The organism is Trichocoleus sp. FACHB-90 (assembly GCF_014695505.1).
Lineage (GTDB): Bacteria > Cyanobacteriota > Cyanobacteriia > Cyanobacteriales > FACHB-T130 > Funiculus > Funiculus sociatus.
The window spans coordinates 50,058-66,442 of record NZ_JACJOK010000048.1 but is presented as its reverse complement, the minus strand read 5'-3'; the positions used below and the strand labels follow the sequence as shown (position 1 = coordinate 66,442).

At 46.5% G+C, this 16,385-nt stretch carries 12 protein-coding genes; 6 read left to right on the top strand and 6 right to left on the bottom strand.

What is annotated here, in order from left to right:
- The first annotated feature begins 33 nt into the window (after nt 1-33).
- A complete protein-coding gene (locus tag H6F74_RS13810; protein WP_190441991.1) occupies nt 34-1,488 on the top strand; it encodes an adenylate/guanylate cyclase domain-containing protein in 1,455 nt (484 codons plus the stop codon).
- Nucleotides 1,489-1,557: 69 nt separating this feature from the next.
- Here the strand turns inward: H6F74_RS13810 and crtB are convergent, their stop codons facing one another.
- Nucleotides 1,558-2,481, bottom strand: a complete 924-nt coding sequence (gene crtB, locus H6F74_RS13805; RefSeq protein WP_190441989.1) for a 15-cis-phytoene synthase CrtB — start codon at nt 2,479-2,481, stop codon at nt 1,558-1,560.
- A gap of 158 nt (nt 2,482-2,639) precedes the next feature.
- Nucleotides 2,640-4,100, bottom strand: coding sequence for a 15-cis-phytoene desaturase (gene pds / locus H6F74_RS13800; protein ID WP_190441987.1), 1,461 nt, complete (start codon nt 4,098-4,100; stop codon nt 2,640-2,642).
- 172 nt (nt 4,101-4,272) lie between these two features.
- Here pds and H6F74_RS13795 point away from each other — a divergent pair, with 172 nt between their 5' ends.
- Entirely contained in the window at nt 4,273-4,665 is a 393-nt protein-coding gene (locus H6F74_RS13795; RefSeq protein ID WP_190441985.1) for a hypothetical protein, read from the top strand.
- 448 nt (nt 4,666-5,113) lie between these two features.
- Here H6F74_RS13795 and H6F74_RS13790 read toward each other — a convergent pair whose 3' ends face one another.
- The gene (locus H6F74_RS13790; RefSeq protein WP_190441983.1) at nt 5,114-6,493 is read right to left on the bottom strand and encodes a D-alanyl-lipoteichoic acid biosynthesis protein DltD; all 1,380 of its coding nucleotides are present in this window, start codon (nt 6,491-6,493) and stop codon (nt 5,114-5,116) included.
- A 127-nt stretch (nt 6,494-6,620) separates the two neighbouring features.
- Between H6F74_RS13790 and dnaK the strand changes: the two genes are divergently transcribed.
- A complete protein-coding gene (dnaK, locus tag H6F74_RS13785) occupies nt 6,621-8,720 on the top strand; it encodes a molecular chaperone DnaK (protein WP_190441981.1) in 2,100 nt (699 codons plus the stop codon).
- A gap of 86 nt (nt 8,721-8,806) precedes the next feature.
- On the top strand, nt 8,807-9,811 hold the full coding sequence (locus tag H6F74_RS13780; protein WP_190441972.1) for a J domain-containing protein: 1,005 nt from the start codon (nt 8,807-8,809) through the stop codon (nt 9,809-9,811).
- 84 nt (nt 9,812-9,895) lie between these two features.
- Here H6F74_RS13780 and H6F74_RS13775 read toward each other — a convergent pair whose 3' ends face one another.
- The 3 genes from H6F74_RS13775 to cobN all read right to left on the bottom strand — a co-directional run bounded on the left by H6F74_RS13775 (nt 9,896) and on the right by cobN (nt 15,294).
- Complete coding sequence (locus H6F74_RS13775; protein WP_190441971.1) at nt 9,896-10,393, bottom strand: hypothetical protein; 498 nt, start codon at nt 10,391-10,393, stop codon at nt 9,896-9,898.
- A 168-nt stretch (nt 10,394-10,561) separates the two neighbouring features.
- Nucleotides 10,562-11,314 (bottom strand): Uma2 family endonuclease, encoded by a 753-nt coding sequence (locus H6F74_RS13770; RefSeq protein ID WP_242022086.1) that lies wholly within the window; start codon nt 11,312-11,314, stop codon nt 10,562-10,564.
- A gap of 35 nt (nt 11,315-11,349) precedes the next feature.
- Nucleotides 11,350-15,294 (bottom strand): cobaltochelatase subunit CobN, encoded by a 3,945-nt coding sequence (gene cobN, locus H6F74_RS13765; protein WP_190441969.1) that lies wholly within the window; start codon nt 15,292-15,294, stop codon nt 11,350-11,352.
- Here cobN and H6F74_RS13760 point away from each other — a divergent pair.
- Nucleotides 15,289-16,005 carry an N-acetylmannosamine-6-phosphate 2-epimerase gene (locus tag H6F74_RS13760; RefSeq protein WP_190441967.1) on the top strand — a complete coding sequence of 239 codons (717 nt, stop codon included), beginning with the start codon at nt 15,289-15,291 and terminating at the stop codon, nt 16,003-16,005. The genes cobN and H6F74_RS13760 overlap by 6 nt on opposite strands.
- 207 nt (nt 16,006-16,212) lie before the next feature.
- The gene (locus H6F74_RS13755; RefSeq protein ID WP_190441965.1) at nt 16,213-16,371 is read left to right on the top strand and encodes a hypothetical protein; all 159 of its coding nucleotides are present in this window, start codon (nt 16,213-16,215) and stop codon (nt 16,369-16,371) included.
- Nucleotides 16,372-16,385 lie beyond the last annotated feature (14 nt).

Below are 16,385 nucleotides of genomic sequence, written 5' to 3'. Positions count from 1 at the left end.
CAATTAGCAATTAGCAATTAGCAACTAGGAATTATGAAGGTTCCCGCGTTCCGCTCTATTCACACCCAAATTATGACCGCCACAACACTTCTCATTGTGGCGATTGTCTCCTCTATGGTGTGGCTGTGGGCTAAGAACGAGAGCCGTCTTTACCGCTACCAGAAGCGGCGCGAAGTTCAGCAACTTACGGTAGCTTTATCTAATGCCTGGACGAACGAATTACAGGATCAAAATTGGGGACAGATCCGACTGGGTGTGAATTCACTTGCTAGAAGAAACCAAGATTTTGTTTACATTTTAATCTCAGATGTGCGGTTATCAAATCAAATTGTTGCCGCCAGTCATAGCGATTTTCAAGAACAGTTTTTTCCGGATATTATACCTGTAGAAATTACCGAATCTGCCCTGGAAGTATATGATCAAACTCTGGTTATAGAAACATTGCTTTTACGGGATATTAGCTTCAACAGCAAGACAAGGGCGCGTCGAGGGGAAAAAATAATTGAAACTGCCGCAGCTATCCGCGACTCATCAGGGCAAAAAATCGGAACTTTGCGGATTGGGATGTCTTTGCGGCAGGTAAATCAAGCGGTAGCGAACGCAGTGGAAAAAGCCTTTTTAGTTGGGGTTTTCGGACTTTCCTTCGGGCTTTTCGGGGCATACCTTTTGGCAAAGCAATTGAGTAACCCGGTGCGGCGACTGCAAATAAGTGCTGCCAAAATTGCCGCAGGCGATTTAGAACATCGCGCCGAAATCCACCGTCGAGACGAAATTGGCGCACTAGCGATCGCCTTCAACGAAATGTCAGCCTCGCTACAGACTTTATTCAACAGATTTGAGAAAACCATCGAGTCGTTTTATCGCTTCGTGCCAGAAAAATTTCTATTGGTGATTGCACCCGAAGGCATCGAAAATATCCATGTAGGTTTCGCCTCAACACGCATTATTACCATCCTGTTTGCCGATATTCGCGGCTATACAGCAATGTCGGAACAAATGACACCGTTGGAAACATTTTATTTTTTAAACGATTACCTCGCCTGTATGGGGCAGGTAATTGACAGCACAGGCGGCTTCATTGACAAGTATATTGGCGACGCAATTATGGCGTTATTTGAGGATGAAGCTACCGACAGCGCCCTCCTAGCGGCTTTAGCTATGCGGCAACGGCTAAAAGTATTTAATGAGGAGCGAAGTCATCAAGGTTTGCCAACCATCGACATCGGCATTGGCATCCACCGGGGCGAAGTAGTCATGGGTACAGTCGGTTTTAGCTCCCGCATCGATTCTACAGTTATAGGCGATACAGTCAACGTAGCCGCTCGTGTAGAGAGCCTGACCAAAAACTACGACAGCAGCATTTTAGTAACGCACCCAGTCATCACCGCCCTACGCCATCCAAAAACCTTTCCCCTGCGCTTAGTAGATAAGTTTGTCAGAGTCAAGGGCAAAGAAGAACCTGTAGCCATTTACGAACTAGATGGTTAAATAACGTTGAGTTTTACAAAGCCCTAGACTTCCATTGCTCCGGAGTTTTGAATTCAAAACTCAAAACTCTTACAGTGCTTGCGCCCGCAACCAAGCGACGGGCAAACTCAGCAACTTTCGGGGAGTAGGGACATAGGCTCTTTTGGTAAATACGTCGTAATCATTTTGTTCAATCACATCAAGAATCTGGCTGTACAACATTAAAGCTGCCCAGACAGGCCAGCGAACCTCCGGACTCAGATAGCTGATGCCTTTTTCTGCCTCCCTATAAAATTTACGCGCTCGTTGAATTTGGAATCGCATCAATTCGCGCCAGCGCTCGTCAACCACACCATTGATTAAATCGTGTTCAGTGTAGTTAAAGAGGGCTAATTCGTCTAGAGGGAGGTAGATCCGGCCCCGACGGGAATCTTCCCCAACATCTCGTAGGATGTTGGTAAGTTGGCTGGCAATTCCCAATGCGATCGCTTGCTGTGTGGGAACATAAGCATCTTCATTCCAAGGTGTCACGTACTGCTTGGTATCGACACCCATCACAGATGTTGACATCAAACCTACAGTACCAGCCACCCGGTAACAGTACAGATGTAGCTCCTCAAAAGTCTTGTACCGACTGCGGTATAAATCCATCCGTTGTCCGGCGATCATATCCCGAAACGGCTCAATATCTATTGAGAAGCGTTGCAGGGCATCCACCAACGCCACATCTGGGTCATCTACTGGCTCTCCAGCAAAGACCGATTCCAGCTGTTGTTCCCACCGATCCAAAGTTTCAGGGGTTGTAATTCCGGCTTCGGAGCCGTCTACCAGTTCATCCGTTAGCCGACACCAAGCATAGATAGCCCAAATGGCTCGCCGCTTGGGTTTTGACATCAGCAGCGTACTCGGATAAAACGTTTTCGCGTACTTAGCCGTAATCTGACGGCAGAGTTCGTAGGCATCCTCTGTTGAGGCCAGCGTTCTCATGCGGGGGAGTTTAGACAGTTGCAGCATTCATTGCAGGCTGAAAAGTGGTTCAGTTGTTAGTTGTCTATTGTCCGTTGTTTGTTGCCAGTTGTCTGTCCTTTGTTGTCAGTTGTGGGTTCTGTGTTGTCAAGTTGGAATGTTGTTAGGTTGGAACGTTCTTAGAAGGAAAATTCCTACCCAAACTTTCAACTTGGCAACTTAACAGCTGTTCCCTGACGACCGACGACTGATGACTGACTGCTGACGCTTGGCAACTGACGCTCGGCGACTAAGGACTGATCGCTTACAATTGCCTGCGCTGTCAGCTTACCAGAAAGTACGGCACCCTCCATACTTGCCAGGAAACGCTGCATTGTATAATCCCCTGTCAGATAGAAATTTGCAATCGGTGTCTTTTGTGACGGACGATACTGTTGACGGCCTGGAATTGCCTTGTAGACTGAGCGCGGCGTTTTTACAACGTGATATTTCAGCAATTTTGTGGGGTTATCGCAGCCGAAATGATCGGGGAAAAGTTTTTTCAACTCATCCATCGTCGCATCGATAATTTCCTGGTCGGATTTGCTAATCCAATCTTTTGCAGGTGCTAGAACTAATTCCAGCATGGATTTATCCGGGTTAGCGTAGCCGCGACAAGTGTTGCTCATGTCAGCATATACGTTCAAAAGAGGCGATCGCGAAAACAGCAATTGGTCGATTTGCGTCAGCTTCCGATCAAACCACAGATGCACGTTAATGACCGGGACACCCTCTAAACCATCCAGCTTTTGGAAATACTCCATCTTTTGCCAAGGCTGGGGTAGCATCACCTTCAGGGGGTCTACAGGCATCGCCGAGACGTACATATCAGCCGTGAGAATTTCATCCTCAGCACCATTCAACCCGCGAATCAGAAATCCTCGTACCGTGCCATCTGAATTTAGTAAAAATTCTTTAATTGGTGCATTCAAGCGCACTTCACCACCACGCTCGGTGATATAATCCACCATCGGCTGACACAACCGCTCTGTCGGGGAGCCATCCAGAAAAGCCATTTTCGAGCCGTTCTTTTCCTGAAGGAAGGCTCTTAGGGCAGTTAGCAGAACTACAGCCGAAATCTCATCTGGATTGATAAAGTTTAGCGATTTAGATGCAGCGATAAAGATATCCTGTTGTACTTCCTCACTTACACCTTGCCGCTTCAGCCATTCAGAAAAGGTATAATTATCCGTTTCGTCAACATACTTTTGCCCCCGCAGCATCGCTGGAACCAAACCTTTAGCTAACTGGATTTTCTCACCCCAAGTCAGCATATCGTTGTTCCGCAAAATCGCTACTATCCCATTCAAGGGCGCAGGCAAATCCGGAAAATCAAACCTACTATAAGTGCCTGGTTTTTCGGGCTGGTTGAAGATCATAGTGTGTTCTTTCCACTGCAACCGATCTTCGATGTCCAGTTCCTTGAATAACTGCAACATATTGGGATAAGCCCCAAAAAAGACGTGCAGCCCAGTTTCGTACCAGTCGCCGTCAGCATCTTTCCAAGCAGCAACTTTACCGCCCAGTACGTCCTGCCGTTCGAGGACGATGGGAGTGTGTCCAGCATCTGTCAAATATTTAGCGCAGGAAAGTCCTGCTAACCCCGCCCCAGCGATCGCAACGCGCATTTGATGGTCTACCCTTATAGGTTATAAAGCGTGTTTTCTCGCTCTCATTATACTTTGCATTTCGTAACAAAACCCAGGCACCGAAAATAAGTGCTAATTAGTAATTGCTAATTGGGAAGATATTTTTGCCTCCTCCCCAGTCACCTCTCGAATCTCCAGTCCCTAGAAACAGATGAGTCAAGACAACCCCGATGCACCTCAACCGCTCTCTGAGCAAGATACAGCACTCTCTAGAGAGCTGGCGGCAGTACGGGATCAACGACACCGCCTGTATTTAAAGCTTAATGGTTCGCTCAAAGCGTTGTTTAGTCATTGTGAGTGGAGAATTACTCGTCACGACAACGGGATGACTGAACTGGAGGTAATTTGTCCGAGTATGGTGGTTTATAAGCGGCTATTACAAAAAGTGATTATGATTCAAGGTCGCTTGGAGGATACAGTTAGGATTAAGCACACTAAATTTACTCTTTGTTATCCGCCAAATCCTCAAGCTTATTATGAGCATGAAGTCACTTTTCAACAGTGGTCAAATACTAATTCTTATGATGAGGATGAAGAGTTTTAGGTTTAAATAAAAAACCTGCTCTTTAGACGCGAACAACTAGCAAATTCCCTTATATTGCGGAATGCGTGGTGTTTAATCTCCCCGTGCCTGAGCGGGTGCATCCCAGTTTTGCAAAAATACTTAGCGATTCCAGTCTGTGGGCGTGCAAATACGGGATGCTCCCTGTCTGAGCCTTTTTGCTAAGTATGCGCTCAGTTGCAATTGCCCATCGGATGTTATTTCGTCTGCTTGTTTTATCAACTAAAATAACTTTTTAGACGCTTAGGTTCATCGAAAACTACCAGAAATTAATAATTCCCATATATCTCTCATTTCGGGTTGCCTTTAATTTAACGCCAAAGAAATCGCTTTATGTAACAAACAAGCAGCATTAATCTGCGAACCTTTGCGCTTACCTTTGCGTTAGCGAAGCGGCGCGACAGCGCTACCTTTGCGTTAAAAATTATTATCAAGGCCAAGAAATCCTGGGGTCGCGGGCGATTCTATTTGCCACAGCAGCAGCACCAAAACGATTTAGATGGCTGGGGTCGGCAAAATAGCCATTTTGGTTGCGCCACTGTCCAGATAAGTCTAGAAAGACAAATCCTTTAGCAGTGGCTTGTCGCTGCATATATCGCCGAAATTGTTGCTCATATCTTTGGCGGGTTCGGTCTAAGTAATCCTGACTTAAAGGTAGGCTGACGAAAACTACAGGAATTCGTCGCTGCTTGGTGAATATCATCAAGTTATTTAAAGCTACTTCTTGCTTACCTCCTAATTGAAAGGCGGCATAATCAGCATCGTAAAGTCCGGCAACTCTCGGCTTTTGGCGATAGTAAATTACCGGATTGAAACGGATATTTACCGGGAGAAATCCATTAGCGTCAACAGCAGCTATGGAATAGTCGGTAGTAACGCCTTCTGCGTTGTTCTGAGCTATTATTTTTTCACTGTTGGATGGCAAAAGGTTGAAAGAACTAACAGTGTTAGGAGCAACATTGTTTATTTGATTTTTTGCAACCAAGTTGTTCAAACTCTTAACGTGTATGGTATTTGGGTCATCTAGTGGAGAACTACTCTGGGGGCGATCGCCACTTATTAAGCGCTGATAACCAGGAGATGCCAAAATAAGGTTATAAGTTCGATCAATTCGTCCACTGTTAAAGGCTCTGACTCCATCTGCCCACACAATTAATTTAGGCAACTGGTCTTGTGTCAAGAGTCGCCGCACTAAAAAATCAATTACTTGGGCAGTTGCGCCATTTACCCCAAAATTAAAGATTTTCTTTCCGGAAATCCCTCTAGCTGCCAAAGCTTGCTGCATTTGTCTGGGGTCAACACCCTGCAAAGAACGGGAACTGCCGACAATTAAAATATCAGGTGGGCCAACAGCAGCTACGTAAGATAAATAAAGTACCAGCTGATTGTCAAGCAACTGGTTATTAAAAGTAGGGTATTGTGATTGATAGCTGGTTGCCGCTGCTCTTTGTTGGGCTACCTCCAAAGACCGCATATACTCGGTGACTTTTTTTTGGGCGTAGGCTCGTTCGGGGCTATCTGGTGAAATTGATTGCAAAGATGCGATCGCACTTAACCATCCTTCGGCAACTTCATCCCAGTCTTGGGCAGATTTAGCCGATTGAGCCTTGAGGGCAGCACTCATAGCTTGATTTATTCCTTCCGTCAAGCGATCGCTCCTGTTCGCCGCTGTCGTGGCGGCCAAAGGCTGGACAACCGCATTTGAAGGGGTAGCTTGGATTAGGTGAGTGCGAGAACAACCAATAAATAACAGGCAGCCTGTCATTATGGCAGCAAAGCGGTAAAAAAAGCTTAAGTTGGCAAAAATCATAGAGTTTCATGGAGTCAACTAACTTTCTGGCGTTGCCAAATACCGTGCAATCCCTGACAGCAAGATAGAATAAATCCAAGTATTTGTTCTCAAAATATAAAGGAAAGGCAAGGAGAACACACTAGGCATGGGTAAAGTAGTCGGCATTGACCTGGGAACAACCAATTCAGTAGTAGCTGTCATGGAAGGCGGCAAGCCCGTTGTCATTGCCAATGCAGAAGGCATGAGGACTACTCCCTCCGTGGTTGGTTTCAGTAAAGAAGGAGAACGCCTCGTCGGACAAATGGCGCGACGGCAAGCTGTTCTCAACCCGCAAAATACATTTTATGCGGTGAAGCGCTTCATCGGGCGCAAGTACAGCGAACTCACCCCGACATCGAAGCAAGTCCCATACACGATTCGCAAGGATGAGGAGGGCAACGTTAAAATAAAATGCCCTCGACTCAAGCGGGAATTTGCCCCAGAGGAAATCGCGGCAATGGTACTGCAAAAGTTGGCAGCGGAAGCGAGTCGCTACTTGGGAGAGCCAGTAACGGGGGCGGTGATTACAGTTCCAGCTTATTTCAATGATTCTCAGCGACAGGCAACAAAAGATGCTGGGAGAATTGCCGGACTGGATGTATTGCGGATTCTGAATGAGCCAACGGCTGCATCTTTGGCTTATGGGTTAGATCGCAAAGATAGTCAAACTATTTTGGTGTTTGACTTGGGCGGCGGTACCTTTGATGTCTCCATTCTAGAAGTAGGGGATGGAGTGTTTGAAGTTAAGGCGACTAGCGGTGATACTCAGCTGGGCGGTAACGATTTTGACAGAAAAATTGTGGACTGGCTGGCACAACAATTTTTGGAAACAGAAGGGATAGATTTAAGACGCGATCGCCAAGCCCTACAGCGCCTCACAGAAGCTGCGGAAAAAGCGAAAATTGAGCTTTCTGGGGTCGGCGTCACGGATATTAACCTCCCCTTTATCACCGCCACGGAGGAAGGCCCCTTACACGTAGAAACTAGGCTGACTCGCTCCCAATTTGAAGGTTTGTGTGGAGACTTAGTGAGTCGATTGAAGGCACCTGTAAAACGCGCCTTAGTTGATGCCAATCTCACGCCATCCAGAATTGACGAAGTGGTATTAGTGGGAGGGAGTACCCGGATTCCCCTGGTAAGACAGCTGGTACGCAGCTTAATTGACAGAGAACCAAACGAGAACGTTAACCCGGATGAAGTGGTGGCGGTGGGTGCGGCAGTTCAGGCGGGAATTCTAGCTGGTGAAGTTAAGGATGTACTGCTCCTAGATGTAACTCCCCTATCCCTTGGTTTAGAAACCATCGGCGGCGTGACGAAGAAACTTATTCCGCGTAACACGACTATACCCGTGCGACGTTCGGATATCTTCTCGACATCGGAAAATAACCAAACGGTGGTGGAAATTCACGTTCTCCAGGGCGAACGAGAAATGTCATCTGATAATAAATCTCTGGGAAGGTTTAAGCTGACTGGCATTCCTCCTTCTCCGCGAGGAGTCCCCCAAGTTCAGGTGGCTTTTGATATTGATGCCAACGGAATTCTACAGGTGACTGCCTTAGATAGAACTACCGGGAGAGAACAGAGCGTTACTATTCAAGGGGCTTCTACTCTCAGTGAGGGTGAAGTTAACCGGATGATTCAGGATGCGGAAGAATATGCCGCAGAAGACAGACAACGACGGGAACGGGTGGAGAAGCGCAACCGTGCTGAAGCGGAAGTTCTGAAGGCAGAACGGCAACTCAGGGAAGTAGCGCTGACTTATGGGATGCAGTTTGCAGCCGGACAGCGGCGGCGCATAGAATCTTTAGTTCAGGAACTGCGCGAGAGCATGAAGCGTGACGACGATCGCGCGATAGATCGGGCGCAAGGCGATCTTCAGGATGCCCTTTATGAGCTTAACCGAGAGGTGCGGCTGGAAGCGACTGAGGATGAGGATGACTTTTTTGGATCGATTCGGCGCACGTTCTCTGGAGAGGGTGATTCGCTGTTTGGTGAGGGATTGCGCGATCGCGATCGGGATGACAACATACGTTATCGCGATCGGGATGACAACATACGCTATCGCGATCGCGATGATGACCGTCGCTATTCCGGAGGTGCAGGTAGAGAGCGGTATAGTCGTGATAGCGGCAGTTCCTATCGCCCTACTTCCAGAAAAGTCCAACCTAATGATGATTGGGATGATGATGATGATGATTGGCTCTAAGGATTTGGGATTTGGGATTTTAGATTTTGGGTTGCCATCTACAATCTAAAATCTAAAAACTAATTTCTAAAATCAAAAATAGACGTATGCAAAATTTTCGGGACTACTACCAGATTCTAGGTGTGAATCGAGATGCTACCGGTGAAGAAATTAAAAAGGCGTATCGACGGCTAGCGAGGCAGTATCATCCCGATGTTAATCCGGGAGATGAAACAGCAGAAGAAAAGTTCAAGGAAATCGGTGAAGCCTACGATATTCTCTCCGATACGGCTAAGCGATCTGAGTACGATAAGTTCAGCCGCTTCTGGAACCAGAGAGGATTTGGCACCAGAAGGACGGGAAAAACTACAACTGGGAAAAGTTGGAGCGATCGCAGTGGGAATGGTCGCAGTTCCACTGAAGAATTAAATTATGAGGAGTATCCCGACTTTCCTAGCTTTGTCGATACTCTGTTAGGTCGTCGCCAAACAAAGACGGCACAAACACCCTCAAGCAATACAAACCCTAGAGTTGCTGCCTCTGATGAGTTTCGCCCCGGCAACACCAGAACCGCTTACACTGTTCCTTCACGCCAAACTCGTCGCGACGTGGAAGCTAGATTAACGATGCCATTAGAAAAAGCTTATCAGGGAGGGCGAGAACGAATTCGTCTGGAAGATGGGCGAAGTCTGGAAGTTGATATGCCACCGGGAATGTTAAATCAGCAACGTATCCGGTTAAAAAATCAAGGCATTGGTGGTGGGGATTTGTATCTGAAAATTACCGTATCCTCCCACCCTTTCTTTAAACTAGAAGGTTCAGATATTTTCTGCCAATTACCAGTTACGCCGAGTGAAGCGGTGTTGGGAGGAGCTGTGGAAGTTCCGACTCTCGATGGTATGGTGAAAATGAAGGTTCCCAGCAATGTCGGACACGGGAAGCGTCTGCGTCTGGCTGGTAAAGGCTACCCTACTGGTAATGGCAATCGCGGCGATCAGTTAGTCGAGATTCAAATTGCGGTTCCCCCATCTGTCAGTCCCCACGAACGGGAACTTTACGAAAAGCTGCGCCAAATCGAAACCTTTAAACCTCGTTTGGATCTTCCTGTTTAATGGATGCAGAGCATACAAATACTCGTTCCCAGTCTGATACTGGGAACGAGTAAAATATTTTACAACTTGTTTAGAATTGCTATATTAGCGATCGCGATCGCACAAACCTAACAGCGTACCGCTGGCAATAAGTTTCACTGTTTCTAATACCCAATAACCTGCGTGTAGCTGATTCATACCCGCCGGAGTCTCGGCAACAGCATCAAAAAGATTGAGTTGTATTCCCAAAGCACTCATATGCGGTGTTAAGAAATATGTATCAATAATGGCGATTGTTAGCAACAGCAAAGATAGGAAAATAACTTTGCGTCCTGCCAGATAAGATGCAATATGAGTGCGGTTAAGAACCAAAATTCCTGTTAATACTAAAGCGGCGCACAACAACTCGATACGATTAAAAATCCAGAAGATTGAATAAGCTGCTGTGGCAAATCCAGGTTCAGTCATCATCCCTGTAGCAAACATACTCGGCATAATTACCCAGTCCAAAATCAGACTGCCACTTAGCCAGAAGGCCAGCGTAAACATGACTGTTGTTTGCCATGCCGAGCGCTTTAAGTTAGCACCAGAAAAAGCGGTCATAGAATTTCCTCACCTTTGGCGTCTTCTTTTAGCTTAACCAATAGGCTTGAAGAAAAATATGAAATAATCTTGCATTTTTTTGACGTTACACCGTTAACATTTATTAGTAATAAAAAATGTTAAGAGCCTTATTGGTTCTGAAAAATCATGTTATTAGATATTCAGCATTTACTCAGGTAGTTCTCCAAAGCGATCGCGATAACGAGCCAGCATTGACTCTAACTCTGCGGCTTGTACTTGCGCTGCTTGCATCTGCCTAGTCGCCTCCTCTGCCCGTTGCCGTTCCAGGGAAGCCAACTCCTCGGCTGTTGGCAGCAAATCGCCTTCCAGGGTTTCCCAACGCAACCAACGGGTGGTTACTCCCTGGTAAATTCCCTCCCATCGTACTAACGCCAATCCTAACTGCTGGCTGATTAGTCGATTTTGAGCATCAGGTTGAATCTCTGCATAGACACCATTTTGCAAGGCAAAACCTGCCAATTCACCACTGAAGGGATCGAACCAGAAATAATTTGGGACTCGCAAGCGATTTTGATAAACTTGCTTTTTCTCAACTTTATCCCGATTTGCGGTGCTTTCTGATAATAATTCGATTACCAAATCTGGTGCTTTGCCTTCTTCCCAGACAACCCAACTTTTGCGTTCTCGCCTGGGTACATCTAGCACCACAAAAACATCTGGCCCATTAAAATCTTTATTGCGTACCTGTTCTAAACTGTAGTACACAAACATATTGCCGCCGACGAAAACATCCTGACGTTCTGCCCACAGCAGCAATAAGATATCTATAAGCATCTGCATTTGCAAAACATGGCGTTGACTTTCCATAGGGATACCATCACTGTAGGGAAGTTCATCTTGTGTTGGGGGAATTGTCACCCCATATTCGGCTAACTCTGCCAAAGTCATTTGTTCTGACATTGCAATTCACCTAACTTTTCTTATTTCTAGGTTAACTACCCTAACTCATCAGTTGTAACGATTGCTGTCATACCTTCGATGACGGCTTCGGATTGGTGAACTAAGTTTCGCAATTTTTCTAGTATTTCTTTATCAACGTTTTGCCACAAACCTCGTTGATTAGCCTCTAGCAATCTTTCTGCCATATCTCTTAACGCCCAAGGGTTCTTCTGCTGGATAAAATCTTGTACAGCCGAGTCAAATAAATACGCCTCTGCTACTCCTTGATACATGAAATCTTCTACACAGTTAGCTGTCGCATCATAGGCGAATAAATAATCTACTGTTGCTGACATTTCAAATGCGCCTTTGTAACCGTGGCGCATGACACCAGCAATCCATTTAGGATTCACAACGCGGGAACGATAAACTCGTGCAATTTCTTCGCGCAGTTGCCGAACTTTGGGATTTTCGGGAAGAGAATTATCGCCAAAATATGTTTGCGGATTCTTGCCAGTTAAAGCCCGAACCGCTGCTGTTAAACCGCCTTGAAATTGATAGTAATCATCAGAATCTAGTAAATCGTGTTCACGGTTATCTTGATTGTGCAATACTATTTGCATTTGCTGTAGACGCTTCTGGAAGGCTTCTGGGGCGCTAACCCCCCCTAGCTCCCCTGTCGAGGATTCGAGAGGGGAGCTAGTGTAAGCGTAACTGCTCCAGTTGATGTAAGCACGGGCTAAATCTTCGTCGTCTGTCCAATTTTGTGCTTCAATTAAACCTTGCAATCCAGCACCATAAGCACCAGGTTTAGAACCAAAGATGCGATAACGCGATCGCATTTGGGCTTGTTCTTGACTCAACCCGGAATTTTGCCAAAACTCGGTTTCTTGGGATACTTGCGCTGCTAATGGGTTTTGTTCTGCTGGTTCCTTTAACGCCGCTACTGCTGCTACAGCTTGATCGAATAAATCGATTAAATTAGGGAAAGCATCGCGGAAAAATCCAGAAATTCTCAGCGTCACATCCACGCGGGGACGACCTAAAACTGAGACTGGCAATATCTCAAAGTCTACCACTCGTCGCGAGGCACCATCCCACACGGGCTGCACTCCAATCAATGCCATTGCTTGCGCCAAGTCATCGCCACCAGTCCGCATGGTACTCGTTCCCCATACCGACAATCCGAGTGTTTTTGGATACTCGCCGTGTTCCTGCGTGTATTGTTCAATTAAAGCGTCAGCCGCTTTGCGTCCAACACTCCAGGCTGTTTCTGTGGGAATTGACCGGATATCAACCGAGTAAAAATTGCGACCAGTAGGCAAAACATCAGGTCGTCCTCGCGTTGGTGCGCCAGATGCGCCACTGGGGACATATCGCCCATCTAACCCGCGTAATAAGTTGGAGATTTCTTGCTTGGTTTGTTGGAGGGAAGGGAGGAGGTAGCGACGTATCCAGTCTAATTCTCTTTTTACAGTTCCCTCGTTGACGGGGAGGTTTCCCATCATCAGCTGTTCTACTAACACACTGGCTTGTTGTTCCAATACCTCAATGACATCGCCGACAATCTGATATCTTGTAGGACAGGGCTGTCCTACAAAAGGTTGAGAAGGATCTGCTGTCAGAGGGTCGAAATCTAGATTAGAATCAAGAGCGATCGCTCTCGTTAAGCCTTTGCGATCGCTTCCGGGATGACGTGCGATCGCGACTATCAAATCTCGAAGTTGTCGCCCTTGGGGACATTGCCCAAAAATGTGCAATCCATCCCGTATTTGAGCCTCTTTCAATTCGCACAAATAACCATCCAGATAATTTAAAATCGACAATTCAAAATTATCTTCTTTTTTGATTTTCAAATCTTGGTGTAAATTCTCCTGAAAAACTAGATCGGCAATCCGAGAACTGATCGCTGGTAATCTTGAAGGATCTAAACTTTCAGCCTGATAATATTCATCAATTAAACCTTCCAACTGTTGCAAAGGGCCATAAAGTTCAGCCCTAGTCATCGGCGGAGTTAAGTGGTCTATAATTACAGCTTGAGCGCGACGTTTAGCTTGAGAACCTTCCCCCGGATCGTTAACAATAAAAGGATACAAGTGAGGCAAAGGCCCAAACACTGCTTCCGGATAACAATTACTTGAAAGACCCACACTTTTACCCGGAAGCCATTCTAGATTCCCGTGCTTCCCCACATGAACAAACGCATCAACCCCAAAAACTTGCCGCACCCAATAATAAAAAGCCAGATAACTATGAGGCGGCTCCAAATCCGGAGCATGATAATTTAAACTTGGGTCAATATCATAACCACGCGCAGGCTGAATCCCCACAAAAACATTACCTAACTGTAAACCAGCAACAGCAAAAAATCTTTCTTCCTCTGCGTCCTCTGCGCCTGGGCGGTTCATTTCCAAAACCGAACCCCAGCGATCGCATACTCCCTGCTGCACCGCTTCTGGCAAAGTAGAAAAATACTCTTGATACTCCTGAAAAGCCAAACTCTGCTGCACCCGACGCAACTCCCGCGCCTCCGGATCGTTAGTCACCCCAGCAGTCAAACGCGAAATTAACTCATCCCCAGTAGCGGGAATATTTTCCACATAATACCCAGCCTGTTGCAAAGCCTTAAGTATTTCTACACAACTTGCTGGAGTATCCAACCCGACACCATTAGCTAAACGCCCATCGCGATTAGGGTAATTTGCCAAAATTAAAGCAATTTTTCGCTGTTGTGGTGGAGTTTGGCGCAGACGTACCCAGTTAGATGCTAAATCAGCGACAAATTGAATGCGATCGCGCACAGGTTCATAAACCACCACATCCGTTTGCAGCAGAGGATTTCGGGTTTGCACAGCCTTAAAAGAAACCGCACGACTAATGATTCTCCCATCCACCTCTGGTAAAGCCACATTCATCGCCATATCGCGCGGCGAAAGCCCTTGAAATCCACTCTTCCACTGTTCCACCGTACCGCCGCTGAAGATTACCTGCAAAGTAGGGATATCTAGGGATAAAGGAATGGTAGGAGTGGGTTTTCCCCATAAGTCGGAAGAATCGACAATTGAAGTAGCGCCCTCGTTGGGGTTCAGGGGAGAGATAGAAAAGCTGGTGGTGTTGAGTAAAAGCTGAATTTCCTCGCCGTCTTTCGGTTGGAAGTATTGCAATAATTCTTCTTGTACATCGCGATCGCGCAGAGAAGAGACAAAAACGGGAATTGGTTCTAAATTTCGTTCAGCTAAAGCTTGACATATTGCATCAATTGGGGCTGTATTTCCCGCTAGATAATGAGCGCGATAGAACAAAATACCAATTTTGGGGATTGGGGATTGGGGATTGGGGGATTGGGGATTGGGGATTGGGGATTGGGGATTGGAAGGACTCTTACCTAGTTCCTTGTTCCTAGTACCTAGTCCCTTTTCACCAGTCCCCAGCCCCCAGACCCCAGCCCCCAGCCCCCGATAAACCCCGACGCGAGGAACTTCTTGCGGTGGTGGTGGATTGTAGGTATTTCCCAAGCAAATATCAGCGACAAATTTTAAGGCGTTAACGAAATTTTCCACGCCACCTTCGGTAAAGTAGCGCCACAGATGGTTACTAGATGCCAGAGTTACGGTAGAGTGACTGATTAAATCTGGATCTGGGCGATCGTCTCCAGGTAAGACAAACAGCGACTTCTGGGTACTTTCCACTGTCTGGCGCACCACTTCTAATCCATAAGACCAGTAGGAACGTCCTCCCAGTAGCCTTAAAATAATTACCTGTGCCTGCTCTAGCACTTCTTCAGCGTAAGTATCAATACTGAGTTGTTGCTGCAACTGCAAGAGATTAACGACTCGTAGCGCGGGAAATGAGTCTGGCAATTTAGATACTGCGGCGGCGAGGGTTTGAATATCGGTATCCGCTGCGGTGAGCAAGACGATGGGAGCAGGTGTTTGCTCTATAAAAATGACACCCTCAGCTTGAGGATTCCATCCCCCAGGAGTAGCGGCTAGACGATGCACGATTTTGTTTTCCCCCGTAGCAGCGACACATTAAAGGCTTTGAGTCAAGGCTTGATTGTATCTTGTCAGGCTCCGGTTGAGTCGCCGCTGCACGAGCCTTCAGTTATTGCCGCGATCGCGCACGCTTCTATTCTCAATGGCGCTGTTGGTGTGCGTATTGATACGCCAGATCATATAAAGGCAGTGCGCGAAAAGGTTAAATTACCGATAATTGGTCTGTGGAAACAACAGATACCGGGTTACGAAGTATACATCACTCCGCAGTTTCATCACGCGCAAGCGATCGCGATCGCTGGTGCAGACATTATCGCTATTGATGCCACATTACGCGATCGCCCGGATGGAGAGACACTACAAACACTGATTAGCCGAATTCACGATGAACTGGGTAAGCCAGTGATGGCAGATGTGGATACTATAGAGAATGCTCTATCCGCCGCCGCCGCAGGTGCAGACATCGTAGGCACCACCCTTTACGGCTATACTGCCGCTACAAAACATCTAATTCCCCCAGGCTTTGACTTACTAGCCCAGATGGTAGAACAGCTAAACGTTCCAACTATTTGTGAAGGTGGCATTGCCTCACCCCAGATGGCAAAGCAAGCGCTGGAACTGGGAGCCTATGCCGTCGTTGTTGGTACGGCGATTACGGGTATCGATATTAACGTAAAAACCTACGGAGCTGTTTTTCCTAATAGCCAGCAAAAATAGTTCTTAGCAATATCGGGAATGTATAAAACAAAACTTTAATAATTTGAGCCTAAGTAGTTCACCAAATTCCACAACTTTTTCTTAAGTACGTAAGTATTTCCCTGGATATACTCCTATAGGTAGATGCCACCAGAGGATGACCGTAGTTAAATTGGTGGTCAAAAAAAGTATTCGGAATTGCCGGAAGGCACTACTTAGGGTAATTTTATGAACACGTTGCCACGAGCCATAAAAAAGACAGGTTTTATATGGGCGTTGGTTGCAGTAGGTGCTATTCAGGGATTGCTGATTACCTGGATGCTACCAGAACAGAGTTTAGATTTTAGAACACCATCCCAGTCTGTGCGCGCAGTCGAAGGTAGATAAATATAAAAAGAGAG

Bases quoted from the DNA above. Each gene is read 5' to 3' on its own strand.
- H6F74_RS13810 (WP_190441991.1), top strand. From the start codon at position 34: ATGAAGGTTCCCGCGTTCCGCTCTATTCACACCCAAATTATGACCGCC.
- crtB (WP_190441989.1), bottom strand. From the start codon at position 2,481: ATGCTGCAACTGTCTAAACTCCCCCGCATGAGAACGCTGGCCTCAACA.
- pds (WP_190441987.1), bottom strand. From the start codon at position 4,100: ATGCGCGTTGCGATCGCTGGGGCGGGGTTAGCAGGACTTTCCTGCGCT.
- H6F74_RS13795 (WP_190441985.1), top strand. From the start codon at position 4,273: ATGAGTCAAGACAACCCCGATGCACCTCAACCGCTCTCTGAGCAAGAT.
- H6F74_RS13790 (WP_190441983.1), bottom strand. From the start codon at position 6,493: ATGATTTTTGCCAACTTAAGCTTTTTTTACCGCTTTGCTGCCATAATG.
- dnaK (WP_190441981.1), top strand. From the start codon at position 6,621: ATGGGTAAAGTAGTCGGCATTGACCTGGGAACAACCAATTCAGTAGTA.
- H6F74_RS13780 (WP_190441972.1), top strand. From the start codon at position 8,807: ATGCAAAATTTTCGGGACTACTACCAGATTCTAGGTGTGAATCGAGAT.
- H6F74_RS13775 (WP_190441971.1), bottom strand. From the start codon at position 10,393: ATGACCGCTTTTTCTGGTGCTAACTTAAAGCGCTCGGCATGGCAAACA.
- H6F74_RS13770 (WP_242022086.1), bottom strand. From the start codon at position 11,314: ATGTCAGAACAAATGACTTTGGCAGAGTTAGCCGAATATGGGGTGACA.
- H6F74_RS13760 (WP_190441967.1), top strand. From the start codon at position 15,289: ATGCACGATTTTGTTTTCCCCCGTAGCAGCGACACATTAAAGGCTTTG.
- H6F74_RS13755 (WP_190441965.1), top strand. From the start codon at position 16,213: ATGAACACGTTGCCACGAGCCATAAAAAAGACAGGTTTTATATGGGCG.